8 protein-coding genes are annotated in these 13,668 nt (G+C 42.6%); 4 read left to right on the top strand and 4 right to left on the bottom strand.

The window, feature by feature from the left end; translation table 11 throughout:
• Positions 1-3: 3 nt before the first annotated feature.
• Positions 4-1,446: a sodium/pantothenate symporter gene (gene panF / locus L884_RS22235; RefSeq protein ID WP_037411025.1), complete on the bottom strand. Its 1,443-nt coding sequence runs from the start codon at positions 1,444-1,446 to the stop codon at positions 4-6.
• Between the two features lie 430 nt (positions 1,447-1,876).
• Positions 1,877-2,803, bottom strand: a complete 927-nt coding sequence (gene focA, locus L884_RS22230; protein ID WP_245603146.1) for a formate transporter FocA — start codon at positions 2,801-2,803, stop codon at positions 1,877-1,879.
• Positions 2,804-4,211: 1,408 nt separating this feature from the next.
• Between focA and pflB the strand changes: the two genes are divergently transcribed.
• Positions 4,212-6,494 carry a formate C-acetyltransferase gene (pflB, locus tag L884_RS0115900; protein ID WP_028768423.1) on the top strand — a complete coding sequence of 761 codons (2,283 nt, stop codon included), beginning with the start codon at positions 4,212-4,214 and terminating at the stop codon, positions 6,492-6,494.
• A gap of 63 nt (positions 6,495-6,557) precedes the next feature.
• Positions 6,558-7,298, top strand: a complete 741-nt coding sequence (gene pflA, locus L884_RS0115895) for a pyruvate formate lyase 1-activating protein (RefSeq protein ID WP_028768422.1) — start codon at positions 6,558-6,560, stop codon at positions 7,296-7,298.
• A gap of 17 nt (positions 7,299-7,315) precedes the next feature.
• Here the strand turns inward: pflA and yfbV are convergent, their stop codons facing one another.
• Positions 7,316-7,759 (bottom strand): terminus macrodomain insulation protein YfbV, encoded by a 444-nt coding sequence (gene yfbV / locus L884_RS0115890; RefSeq protein ID WP_028768421.1) that lies wholly within the window; start codon positions 7,757-7,759, stop codon positions 7,316-7,318.
• Positions 7,760-7,954: 195 nt separating this feature from the next.
• Here yfbV and ackA point away from each other — a divergent pair, with 195 nt between their 5' ends.
• Positions 7,955-9,151 (top strand): acetate kinase, encoded by a 1,197-nt coding sequence (ackA, locus tag L884_RS0115885; RefSeq protein WP_028768420.1) that lies wholly within the window; start codon positions 7,955-7,957, stop codon positions 9,149-9,151.
• A 107-nt stretch (positions 9,152-9,258) separates the two neighbouring features.
• Positions 9,259-11,406: a phosphate acetyltransferase gene (gene pta / locus L884_RS0115880; protein WP_028768419.1), complete on the top strand. Its 2,148-nt coding sequence runs from the start codon at positions 9,259-9,261 to the stop codon at positions 11,404-11,406.
• 162 nt (positions 11,407-11,568) lie between these two features.
• Here the strand turns inward: pta and L884_RS0115875 are convergent, their stop codons facing one another.
• Positions 11,569-13,656: a peptidase domain-containing ABC transporter gene (locus tag L884_RS0115875; protein ID WP_028768418.1), complete on the bottom strand. Its 2,088-nt coding sequence runs from the start codon at positions 13,654-13,656 to the stop codon at positions 11,569-11,571.
• Positions 13,657-13,668: the final 12 nt, after the last annotated feature.

Genomic DNA, 13,668 nt, shown 5'->3' with positions numbered 1-13,668 from the left:
AATCTAATTAGCGTTACAAGAACGTTTTGATAAAAAACCTTGATAACCGTGGCTAAGCAATAGCATCAATAACGAAATCGCTAGAGCAGGAACAATAGGATGTACACTTTCTTTTAGGGGGATCTGTGCCTGCAAAGCCAAATAGCTTATCAAGCCACTGCACATGGCAATCAATGCGCTTCGAGCACTGACACTCGGCCAGAACAGCCCGGCTATGATTGGCCAAAGGAATACTGCTTGCAATGCACCAAAAGCAGCTAAGTTAATCCACACTATCATGTCAGGTGGCTGAACAGCCCAAAAGCAAGCTAATACGGTAATGACTAGCATTACAGCCTGAGTAAAACGCACTTGCCGCGTGGCTGACATTTGTGGATACGCACGAACTGCGCCGTCACGCACTATGCTTACCGCCGATTGCAATAACATTGAGTCAACTGATGACATGACCGCTGCAATAGGTGCGGCTAATAAAATACCTGCCCAAAATGGGGTCATCAATTCAGCAATGAGCGTCGGCATAATCTCATCAGGTATAGCCAACTCAGGGAACAGAACCCTGCCGAAAAAGCCGCATAAGTGAGGAATTAAGGTCATTAAGAAGCAAATTATCGTGCCCCAAATCATGCCGCGTTTTAACGACTTTGTATCTTTAACCGCAAGCAACCTAACAATGGTGTGTGGCAGGCCCATAGTACCAAAGCAGATCAGTACCCAAAAAGACAGCATCATTGGCCAACCTAGCGCCGCCCCCACCCCATGTGGACTAACGAGTTCTGGGGTATTGTGTGTCGTTTGCTCAAGCAAATCACCGAGCTGTGGTTGACTCAAAATCACCGCAAGTAATATAAATAAACCCAACAGCATCACCATACCTTGCAAGGCATCAGTGAGCACTACCGCTCTAAAGCCGCCGGTGAGTGTATAAGCTAAAACTGTTAATACAAAGACAGCGAGACCAAGCTCATAACTGATGCCTGTCACCCCGGCAAGCAATCTTGCTCCGCCGATAAACTGCACAGCGATCATGGCGATAAAACCTATCACTAAGCTCAGCATCGCAATCATACTTAACCAGTGGTTATGATACCGCGCATCTAGCCATTCAATAATGGTACTGTAGCGTTGCTTCTGAGCTAAAAACTTAGGCCCTAAAACACCTAGAGCCAGAATAACTACCGGCACTTGAATAACGGCTAACCAAACCCAGCTTAAACCAAATTTGTAAGCAGCCCCAGGGCCACCGATAAATGATCCAGCACTGGTATAGGTCGCCACTAACGTTAACGCCAGTAAAGGTCCTCCAAGAAACGCCCCGCCAATAAAAAACCGCTTGGCTTTATCAGTATCTAACAGTGCAGATTGCTTAGTTTGTCGCGCACTCCACACTCGAGTGATCACTAGGCTTAGGCCTAAATATATAACAACAGGTAAAAGGCTAGTCATGGTGGTTGTCTGCAGTTCGAGTTAATAAATAGCTAAGACTCACTATCAAAAAAATAGGTGATGCAATGCAAGAAAACCAAAACCAAATTGGCAGTCCAAGCCAACTGCCCTGCTCCGTCAGCAGCAAAGGGCCAAAGCACCAAAGCAGAAAGTAACTGAAAGTCAGTAGCAATGAGGATTTACTTAGGGAACTCATAATGGAAGGCCGTGGAAGAAAAGCTGTAACAGCCGCAGATTTTAATCAATCTCAGATAGAGTTACCAGCGGCGAACTCAACCTCGCTTTAAAAGTATGAGCTGTATGTACAAAGCAGAGCCTAATAAAGGTTAAGCAATGAGTATTACTGTCAAGCTTACCCAAAACAAAAAGCAGCTCATAACCATGAACTGCTTTAATGAAACATCGAATAGATTAACTACAGATAACGCTATTAATCTACTTTACTACCAGAATCGACTGATTGGTCAATAGTTGAGTTAACAGATTTAGTCGCAACCTGTTTAAGGCCAGCATTGTCAACCAACCAATATCCAAGGCCAACAAATACGCCACCGCCAACGATGTTGCCTAAGGTCACTGGGATAAGGTTGTTAAACACAAAGTTCATCACGGTCAGATCAGCATATTTATCAGGGCTAATATTTAGTGCTTCAAACCAAGCTGGATCTGCAAACTGATGGATTGCGATGCCCATTGGTACCATGAACATGTTGGCAATGCTGTGCTCAAAGCCACTACTAACGAACATAGCAACAGGTAACATAACTAAGACTACTTTAGTTAATACGTCTTTAGTGGCAAAAGTCATCCAAACACCTAGACAAACCATCATGTTACATAAAATTCCCAATACAAATGCTTGAGTCCAACTATGATGCAATTTATGCTGGGCAATATTCAATGCGCTTAAGCCCCAGCGCCCGCCGTCTAATTGGTACATTCCGGCCAAGAAAATAAGCAATACCATCAGCATAGCGCCAACAAAGTTGCCCGCATAAACTCGGCCCCAAGTTTTCACTAAGTCGCTATTTGTAACTTTTTTCTGAGCCCAAGCTACGGTGCTTAAAACGGTGCTAGTAAAAAGCTCGCCACCACACACAACAACTAAAATAAGCCCTAAGCTAAACGCTAGGCCACCGATAAAGCGGGTCATTCCCCACGAACCTTGGCTGCCTGTAGTCACTGTGATGTAAAAAACAAATGCTAAAGCGATAAATGCACCTGCAAAAATAGCTAAGCCAAATGATTGCCAACTCGATTTAGCAACTTTGTCTAAACCGTAACCTTCTGCAACCTGTGTAAGATTGATCTTAGCTGACTGCGGTTTATTTTGACTCGATTGGTCATTCACTTTCATTTCACTAACCCAGCCTTTACACATTTGCCTAAACTACACAGAATCTGCATATTTTTCTCCAAACCACTAAAAATCAACTAACACACATCAATACAAAGCTAAAAATTGTTAGCTAAGACAGGCCTTTATTGCGGCTTAACCGAACAACAAAGGTAAATTGGTCGGACCAATTCCATTATAGCTAGCTAAAGATATCACAGTCGCATTACAAAGGCATTAAAAACTCCTTACTAATACAGCAAAATATGATAATTGTTTAAGCTAGATCGAGTTATCAACAAATCTGTGCTTACAACCAATCAATTCAGCAAACACATAGCGAAACATAACGAGTTAATTTTAGCCGATTAATACCCACAAGCCAAAACGCCCTAGCAAATAGCGGTTTTAGTTATGTATGACAACGGCACCTTTTATTACAGGTTTTTGCGATACAAGTATCGTAATCAAGCTCTTTAGCTGTAGGTATAAGACAAGCAACACTTTAGCAGTAGCCACATTTGTCGCAGCCAACATCAATTCAGTTAATAGGTGGTAAAACACACCTTGGCAAAAACGCCTAACTTCTCTCCCCCCTAGTTACTCGCTTGCCAAACGACTAGGGCAAAACAAATCTTACCGCCACAGTAAAAAACACTAGTCGCAGCGTTAAAATGCACATAAAACCCCAGCGAGAACCTTTAAGCGAGTAATTTACTTTACCTTTACAAGGCGTTGATAACCGGCCAGGCCGTGTATAACCGTCACTTATCAAACGAACAGGTGAGCCATAACCTACTTACAATAGCTTACTGAGCGGCAAGCCAACAGCTTTGAACATATGTCGCAAGCATTCATCTTTTACCATTATTCTTTCATCGTTGATTCATATTCTATTCATAGTATCGACTACCAAAAATGGGTTTAATCATCTAATGTTTGCAATCTAAAGTCATACCAATAATGAATAGCTAATCGCAATAATAGTCCCCTCTGTAATAATTGAATTTGGCTCTGTTATAAGCGGCGACTACTCAAGGTAAAACTAATGCACAAGCATGTGTTATTAGTTGTGACAATTTGAGACAGTATCTTTAATAGTCAATCGTTTAAAAAATGCTACCTTGGTAACAGTTTTTGCATTTACAACGGTTTTCGAGATTGATTTGGATGCAGCGCATCCTAGCTTATGCTAATATAGCAGTGGTTAATTGGTCTTACCAATTTTATCTTCAGCCAGAGATGAGTGCTGGAGAACACAAGACAATTGAACTGAACAGATTACTGCGAAGTGAAATTACTTCGAAACGCAAGAATGTTATTTGGCATGTAACGCGTTTAAGACTTTACTATTGGTGTATCGCTCGCCTCGTCATAGAGCTAATTTCGATACCCAATAACCTTATCTCAAACAGAAGGTAATAGTACGATGACCGAAAAAACTGAACAGTTTTCAGCCGCCTGGGCTGGTTTCACCGCTGGTGATTGGAAAACTGAAGTCAATGTGCGTGACTTTATTCAAAAAAACTACACACCTTATGAAGGCGATGAGTCTTTCCTAGCTGGTGCTACTGAAGCGACAACCGAACTTTGGGACAAAGTTATGGTTGGCATTAAGGAAGAAAACCGTACTCACGCGCCAGTTGATTTTGATACTTCACGTGTATCAACTATCACTTCTCACGAAGCCGGTTACATCACTAAAGATTTAGAAACTATCGTTGGTCTACAAACAGAAGCGCCGCTTAAGCGTGCTATGTTACCTAACGGTGGTATTCGTATGGTTGAAGGTTCTTGCGCTGCATACGGCCGTGAACTAGACGCTGACGTAAAATACGTATACTCAGAACTACGTAAGACACACAACCAAGGTGTATTCGATATCTACACACCAGAAATCATGCGTTGTCGTAAGTCTGGCGTATTGACTGGTTTACCAGATGCATACGGCCGTGGTCGTATCATTGGTGACTACCGTCGTATCGCACTTTACGGTATTGATTTCCTAATGGCAGACAAGTTCGCACAGTTCAGCTCTTTACAAGCTGACTTCGAAAACGGCGAAAACTTGTCTTACACTATGCAACTTCGTGAAGAAATTGCAGAGCAACATAAAGCACTAGGTCAAATGAAGAAGATGGCAGCAAGCTACGGCTTCGACATCTCTCTACCTGCGACTACTGCTCAAGAAGCTATCCAATGGACTTACTTCGGCTACCTAGCTGCAGTTAAGAGCCAAAACGGTGCTGCTATGTCTCTAGGTCGTACTTCTAGCTTCCTAGATATCTTCATTGAGCGCGACATCAAAAATGGCGTGATCACTGAACAGCAAGCTCAAGAAATGGTTGACCACTTCGTAATGAAGCTACGTATGGTTCGTTTCCTACGTACTCCAGAATACGATGAGTTATTCTCTGGCGACCCAATCTGGGCAACTGAGTCTATCGCGGGTATGGGTCTTGACGGTCGTACACTTGTAACTAAGTCTAGCTTCCGTTTCCTACACACCCTATACAACATGGGTCCTAGTCCTGAGCCAAACATCACGGTTCTATGGTCTGAGCAACTACCGCTAAACTTCAAGAAGTACGCGGCTAAAGTATCTATCGATACTAGCTCTATCCAGTACGAAAACGATGATCTAATGCGTCCAGACTTCGAGTCAGACGATTACGCTATCGCATGTTGTGTAAGCCCAATGGTTGTTGGTAAGCACATGCAGTTCTTCGGCGCGCGTGCAAACCTTGCCAAGACTATGCTTTACGCTATCAACGGTGGTGTTGACGAAAAGCTAAACGCTCAAATCGGTCCTAAGACTGATCCAATCGCTGACGAAGTATTAAACTACGATGACGTTATGGGTCGTTTAGACACTATGATGGATTGGTTAGCAACACAATATGTGTCTGCACTAAACGCTATCCACTTCATGCACGACAAATACTCTTATGAATCTGCACTAATGGCACTTCATGACAGAGATGTACGTCGTACTATGGCGTGTGGTATCGCAGGTCTTTCTATCACTGCTGACTCACTAGCTGCTATCAAGTACGCAACTGTTAAGCCAATCCGTGATGAAAACGGTATTGCTGTAGACTTCGACATCGAAGGCGATTATCCAAAGTTCGGTAACAACGACCCACGTGTTGATGATATCGCAACTGAATTGGTTGAGCGCTTCATGGCTAAGATCCGCAAAATGAAGATGTACCGTGATGCGATCCCAACTCAATCTATTCTTACTATTACATCTAACGTTGTATACGGTAAGAAAACGGGTAACACGCCAGACGGTCGTCGCGCTGGTGCTCCATTTGCGCCAGGTGCTAACCCAATGCACGGTCGTGATGAAAAAGGCGCAATTGCATCTTTAACATCTGTTGCTAAGCTACCATTTGCTCACGCTCAAGATGGTATCTCTTACACATTCTCTATCGTACCTAACGCACTAGGTAAAGATGATGATGCACGTAAGGCTAACCTTGCAGCACTTATGGATGGTTACTTCGCTCACAACGAAAACCGTGAAGGTGGTCAGCACTTAAACGTTAACGTTATGAACCGTGAAATGCTTGAAGATGCAGTGGTTAATCCAGATATGTATCCACAGCTAACGATCCGTGTTTCTGGTTACGCAGTACGCTTTAACTCACTAACACCAGAGCAACAACAAGACGTTATCACTCGTACCTTTACTAAAGGTTTGTAAGATTACTTAAGTGTCGATTCAGCTGATGCTTGCCAATGCAGCATCAGCTAAACAGGAGTAAAAATGGCAGTTATCGGTCGGGTTCATTCAATCGAATCTTTTGGAACAGTAGATGGCCCTGGCATACGGTTTATCACCTTTATGCAAGGCTGCTTAATGCGCTGCCTATACTGCCATAACCGCGACACTTGGGACTTACACGACGGTAAAGAAATGAAAGTCGATGACTTAATGAGTCAAATCATGAGTTATCGACCTTTTCTTGAAGCCAGTGGCGGTGGTGTAACCGCAAGCGGCGGCGAAGCAATATTACAAGCTGAGTTCGTGGCTGAGCTTTTTAAAGCCTGTAAAAAAGAAGGTATACATACCTGTCTTGATACCAATGGCTTTCTTAGAAAGCATACACCCGTTATTGATGAACTACTCGATAACACAGATTTAGTGATGCTTGATATCAAGCAGATTAATGATAAAAAACATATAGATCTGACCAATGTCAGTAACCAGCGTACGTTGCAGTTTGCAGAATATCTGCACAAACGTGAGCAAAAAACATGGATCCGCTATGTGGTCGTTGGTGGCTACACCGATGATATTCCATCAGCTGTTGCACTTGCTGAGTTTATAAAACCTATGACTAACGTGGAAAAAGTAGAGCTGCTGCCTTATCACGAACTAGGTAAACATAAGTGGGAAGCGATGGGAGAGAAATACCAATTAAATGATATTTCACCACCAAGTACCGAAACCATGGAACAGATTAAAAAAGTATTTACCGATATGGGAATTAATGCCGTTTACTAAACGGCATTAACACAGCGCTAAAGCTCTTCCCAATAGCTGGCATCTAAACGTTCAAACGCCGCTTTTAAGATTAGCGCCATATCAAAGTAACACGCTTTAGCACCAAGTGGGCGACAGTTAACCCCCATTTGGATTAACTTGGCTGACAGCTGATTGCCCCAGTCAAGTAAGGATAACGGTAATGGATGGCGAGAACGCCAACCTAACCAAAGTAAGCCTTGAATAGGCAAGCTAATAAAAAACAAGGCGATAGTTATTGCCTGTGGCAAATAACTCCAGCCATGCAAGTACAATTGACTTGCGGCAGCCAACAATGCCAAAAGCGGCATTAACGGCAGAGCAAGCTTAGTAGCTCGCATAACGCGATACTCAGGGAAATAAAAACTGAGTTGGCGAACCATAGGCCAGGTCTTCATATAACGACGACCTTCACCTAAGGTTTTAAGAACTTTAATGCTCAATGCTGGCACCTATAAATAATAATTCAGCCTAATTTTAGCATAAACACTCAGCCGCCCCAATTGCATCGCGCTGAGTAAAGCATAAATTTTGCTCTTTTAAAGAGCATACTTTAGGACTTCGGCTATAGTTGCCATAAGAAGTTTAGTTACTGGGTGGATCACACGGATCCACTATTTATTGCAAAAGGTTTAAACATGTCAAACAAACTGGTATTGGTGCTTAACTGTGGTAGTTCATCGCTAAAGTTCGCCGTTATTGATGCGCTAACTGGTGATGACCAAATTTCAGGTCTAGCTGAATGTTTTGGTCTTGAAGATTCAAGAATCAAATGGAAAGTTAACGGCCAGAAAAGTGAAGCAAGCTTAGGTGCTTTTACTGCTCACAGAGAAGCTGTTGAATACATTGTTAAGGACATTCTTGGTGCTCACCCAGAAATCGCTGCTGAGATCCAAGCTGTTGGTCACCGTGTTGTACACGGCGGTGAAAAGTTCACTCGCTCTGTGGTTATTGACGAAACAGTTATCCAAGGTATTGAAGATTGTGCAACGTTAGCACCACTTCACAACCCTGCTCACCTTATCGGTATTCGTGCTGCACAGGCGTCATTCCCTACTCTTCCACAAGTAGCGGTATTTGACACTGCGTTCCACCAAACTATGCCTGAAAAAGCGTATATCTATGCGCTTCCATACAAGTTATACCGCGAAAACGCTATCCGTCGTTACGGCATGCACGGTACTAGCCACCTATTCATCAGCCGCGAAGCTGCTGCTGCATTAGGCAAAGACGAAGCTGACACAAACATTATTTGTGCTCACTTAGGTAACGGCGCTTCTGTTACTGCAATCAAAGGCGGTAAGAGTGTTGATACTTCTATGGGTCTAACTCCACTAGAAGGTTTGGTAATGGGTACACGTTGTGGTGACGTTGATCCTTCAGTTATCTTCCACCTAGTTAACCGTTTAGGTTACACACTAGATGAAGTTGAATCAGTACTTAACAAGCAAAGTGGTCTACTAGGTATTTCAGAACTAACTAACGATTGCCGTGGCATCGAAGAAGGTTTTGAAAGCGGTCACAAAGGTGCGACTTTAGCATTAGAGATCTTCTGCTACCGTCTAGCTAAATACATCGCTTCTTACACTGTGCCACTAGAGCGTCTAGACGCAGTAGTGTTCACTGGTGGTATCGGTGAAAACTCTGATCTAATCCGTGAAAAAGTACTTAACTCTTTAGCTATCTTCAACTTCAACGTTGATAAAGAGCGTAATGCTGCAGCTCGTTTTGGTAACGGCGGTAAGATTACAACTGATGAAGGTACTGTTGCTATGGTTATCCCAACTAACGAAGAGTGGGTTATTGCGCAAGACGCAATCGAACTAACTAAGTAACTACATAGTTCCTTTAAGCAGCTAATACATCTGTATTAGCTGCTACAAAGTGCAAGATTAGTTTTCCGTCATACTCTGTATGACATTTTCAGTTTCAAGAGGTCATTATGTCTCGTAACATTATGCTCATTCCTGTGGGTACCGGAGTTGGTTTAACTTCGATCAGCCTAGGTATGGTACGTGCACTTGAACGCCACGGCGTGAAAGTTCGCTTTTTCAAACCTATTGCTCAACAACGTCCAAACGATAACGGTCCAGAGCGCTCAACAACAATTTTGAGCAAGTCTCCTACCGTGAATCCGCTTGAGCCATTCGAGATGGAGCACGCAGAAAAGTTAATTCGTGCAGACCAAACTGACGTATTGATGGAGCAAATCATTGCTCGCGCGACAGAATGTGCTGATGATACTGAAACTTTGATCGTTGAAGGTTTGGTGCAAACTCGTAACCACCCTTTCTCTAGCGATGTTAACCATGCAATCGCTAAAGCCCTTGATGCTGACATCATTTTTGTTGCCACTCCAGGTAATGAAAGCCCAACAGCATTGATGAACCGTCTAGAGATCTCTCATAATTCTTGGGGTGGATCAGACAACAAGCGTCTAATTGGTGCCATTATCAACAAAATTGGTGCACCTGTTGATGACGAAGGTCGCGCGCGTCCTGACCTATCAGAAGTGTTTGACCATGACGAAATGCCGCGTCCAGACGCAGCAAGCATGTTCCAGCTTCCAGGTAAGAGCCCACTACGTATTTTAGGTAGCGTACCTTACAACCTAGACCTAGTTGCACCACGTGCATCAGATCTAGCTAAGCACTTAAGTGCAAAAATTATTAACGCTGGCGAGATGAACACTCGTCGTATGCGTAAAGTAACATTCTGTGCGCGCAGCATTCCTAATATGGTTACTCATATTAAAACTGACTCACTACTCGTGACTTCAGGCGATCGCTCAGACGTTATCGTGTCTGCATGTCTAGCTTCAATGAACGGCGTAAAAGTTGGCGCCTTGTTGCTAACTGGCGGCTACGAGCCAGAGCCACAAATCATGGAGCTTTGTGAGCAAGCTTTCGAAACTGGCCTACCAGTATTCTTAATCGACACAAACACTTGGCAAACAGCGCTAAACATCCAACGTTTCGATCACGAAGTGCCTGTAGATGACGCAGTACGTATTGAACAAGTTCAAGAATACGTTGCAAGCCACATCGACCAAAACTGGGTAGAGAGCATCACTAAGAACTCTCCACGTGAACACCGTCTATCGCCACCAGCATTCCGTTACAAGCTAACTGAACTTGCTCGTGCTGCACGTAAGACAGTTGTGCTACCTGAAGGTGATGAGCCAAGAACAATCGAAGCTGCAGCTATCTGTGCTGAACGTGGTATCGCTCGCTGTGTACTTTTAGGGAACCGTGAAGAGATCGAGCGTATTGCTAGCCAGCAAGGCGTTGTACTTGGTGAAGGCGTAGAAATCGTTGATCCAGAAGCTTCTCGTGGCCGTTATGTTGAAGCTATGCTTGAACTACGTCGCGGTAAAGGCTTGACTGAAGTTGTTGCTAAAGAGCAATTAGAAGACAACATGGTACTAGGTACTATGATGCTTGCTCAAGGCGAAGTTGACGGTATCGTATCTGGCGCAGTAAACACTACGGCTAACACAATTCGTCCACCATTACAGTTAATCAAAACTGCACCAGGTTCTAGCTTAGTATCATCTATCTTCTTCATGCTTATGCCTGATCAAGTTTACATCTACGGTGACTGTGCGATTAACCCAGATCCAAATGCTGAGCAATTAGCTGATATCGCAATTCAATCAGCAGAATCTGCAATTGCATTCGGTATTGAGCCACGCGTGGCAATGATCAGTTACTCTACTGGTAGTTCAGGTAGCGGTTCTGATGTTGATAAAGTACGTGAAGCGACTCGCATCGCAAAAGAGAAACGCCCAGATCTAATGATCGATGGTCCTCTACAGTACGACGCAGCGGTTATGCCAAACGTAGCACGCTCTAAAGCGCCGAACAGCCCTGTTGCTGGTCAAGCAACTGTATTCGTATTCCCAGATCTAAACACGGGTAATACAACATACAAAGCAGTACAACGTAGTGCAGACTTAATCTCTATTGGCCCAATGCTGCAAGGTATGCGTAAGCCAGTAAACGATTTATCACGTGGCGCACTAGTAGACGATATCGTTTACACCATCGCTCTAACTGCGATTCAAGCCGGACAAAACGACCAAGCTTAATAGCTAGTTTGTTTTAAGCCGTTATAAAAAAGCCTGCAATCGCAGGCTTTTTTATATCTATCGCTGACGTATTGGTTACTGATAGCTAATCATACCTTCTATACAAAAGCTGAGGTGAAATTTGTCCATAAAACTCGAGGCAGTCCACTTCAGAAAATACAACTAATAATTCTTTAGCAAACCATTAGTATTTAAATTATAAACTTTATCCACATGCTCCAAGGTCGATTTCCTGTGGGTAACAATAATTCTTGTAACTGGAAAGCGATCAATACTTGCATTAACTCGTTGCTCATTATCAACATCCAAGTTACTTGTGGCTTCATCTAATACTAATATGTAAGGTCTTTGGTAAATCGCTCTTGCCAATAAAACTCGTTGTACTTGTCCACCAGATAATTGAACTCCCATATCTCCAATTAAAGTCTGGTAAGCCATAGGTAGCGCTTCAATTTCATCATGTATTGATGCAAGTTTGCATGATTGCTCAACTTTCAAAGGATCATACACTTCATCAAAAAATGAAATGTTGTCGGCTAAAGTTCCTGATAATAAAGTATCATTTTGCATAACGCTGCCAACTAGTTCCCTATATTTTACCAAACCAATTTTTCTGATATCAACACAATCAAATAATACTCTTCCAGTCGTCGGCTCTAGTAAACCTAAAATTATTTTTAACAACGTCGTTTTACCGCTTCCTGAAACCCCTGTTATCGCAATATTGTCACCAAATTCAATAGTAAGATTTACATTTTCAAACAATACCGGTGATTTAGCCCCATATCTAAAACTAATGTTTTCAAGCTCGATACGCCCAGTCACTTTATTTGCAAGCCCCAAGCCCTTACGATTAGCCTCTGTCGATTCCAGAGCGATATCCGAAAGCCTAGATAGATGAATATCCAGCATTTTGAATGAAACAAAGCTATCTATCAGACCGCTAACTCTTGAAGAAAATTGACCTTTATATGCAATAAAAGCCATCATCATTCCTATTGATAGAACTCCTTCCATTACAAAGTTGGCAGCAAAATAGATAACAAGCATATTTTCAACGGCGAGCACTATGGTATTAACCGATGAAAAACCTAGAGACCACAAAGACCCCCTTATACCTAAATTAACCACATCCGAATATAGGGACAGCCATTCATTTTTACGTTTGTCTTCATGCCCATGTAATCGTATCGCTTGAATCGAGCGAACTCCTTCAAGAAAAAAACTATCTTCCTTTGCTGATGCAGCAATGAATTCCTCGGAGTTCCGCTTGAATGGGCGATAGAAGACCCACCTTAGAAGTGCATATATCAAAACAGCCAAAATTGCGATAAATGTCAGTTTTGGACTATATACGTACATCATAATCAACGTTGTCATCACCATTAACCCGTCTAGCACTACGCTGACAAACGTTGAAGTAATAAAAGACTGAATAGCACTTTGAGAGCCAAAACGGCTGACAATATCACCAATATGGCGCTTTTCAAACCAAGTTATTGGCAACCTAATTAAATGAGAGAACAGCCCAGAGCTCCACTGGATATTTAGGTGACTTTGTATATGTAAACCAATTAAGTCTCGTAAAATACTGGTTACGAGTGATACAACTGCCACCATTAAAAAGGCAATAAACAACAGCACAAGTAGCTCTCTATCTTGATTGACTATCACATCGTCAATAACCAATTGCATGTAGTAAGGTGAAGCGAGAGCAAAAAGCTGCAACAGTGCAGAAGCCACAAATATTTTGAATAGCCCCGATTTCAAACCCACACTAGCTTTCCAAAAAGGGCTTAATCTTAAACCTGAAATTCGTGACTCTTTAGTGAAATTAACTGTAGGAAAAAACTCCACAGCTATTCCTGTATAATGTTTTTTAAACTCTTCAATAGAGTAAGTTATCTTGCCAATAGCTGGGTCATGAATAACAACAGATTGCTTACGGTATTTTGTTAAAACAACGAAGTGATTCAAATCCCAATGTAAAACACAGGGTAAACGAAGTTGACCAAGCTCGCTGACAGCAGCCTGTAATGGCCTGGAGTCTAACTCAATCCGCTCGGCATACTCACATAGTGTCCGAACAGACATACCTGACTCACTATAACCAAGCTCTTTCCTTAAAGTAATCAAGTTAGTTTTTCGCTGATAAAAACTTGATATCATTGCAAGGCAGGCTATCCCACACTCGCTGTTTTCAGACTGGTAAATGACAGGGCATTTTTTTGTTGTGAAAAGGGAAAACATTACACTCCTAAA

The organism is Shewanella fidelis ATCC BAA-318, from assembly GCF_000518605.1.
GTDB lineage: Bacteria > Pseudomonadota > Gammaproteobacteria > Enterobacterales > Shewanellaceae > Shewanella > Shewanella fidelis.
Note: the sequence above shows the minus strand (reverse complement) of the source record. Positions and strands in the feature narration are given on the sequence as shown.

Excerpts from the sequence above, each read along its gene's own strand:
- pflB (WP_028768423.1), top strand. The coding sequence starts at position 4,212 with ATGACCGAAAAAACTGAACAGTTTTCAGCCGCCTGGGCTGGTTTCACC.
- ackA (WP_028768420.1), top strand. The coding sequence starts at position 7,955 with ATGTCAAACAAACTGGTATTGGTGCTTAACTGTGGTAGTTCATCGCTA.
- pta (WP_028768419.1), top strand. The coding sequence starts at position 9,259 with ATGTCTCGTAACATTATGCTCATTCCTGTGGGTACCGGAGTTGGTTTA.
- panF (WP_037411025.1), bottom strand. The coding sequence starts at position 1,446 with ATGACTAGCCTTTTACCTGTTGTTATATATTTAGGCCTAAGCCTAGTG.
- L884_RS0115875 (WP_028768418.1), bottom strand. The coding sequence starts at position 13,656 with ATGTTTTCCCTTTTCACAACAAAAAAATGCCCTGTCATTTACCAGTCT.
- pflA (WP_028768422.1), top strand. The coding sequence starts at position 6,558 with ATGGCAGTTATCGGTCGGGTTCATTCAATCGAATCTTTTGGAACAGTA.
- focA (WP_245603146.1), bottom strand. The coding sequence starts at position 2,803 with ATGAAAGTGAATGACCAATCGAGTCAAAATAAACCGCAGTCAGCTAAG.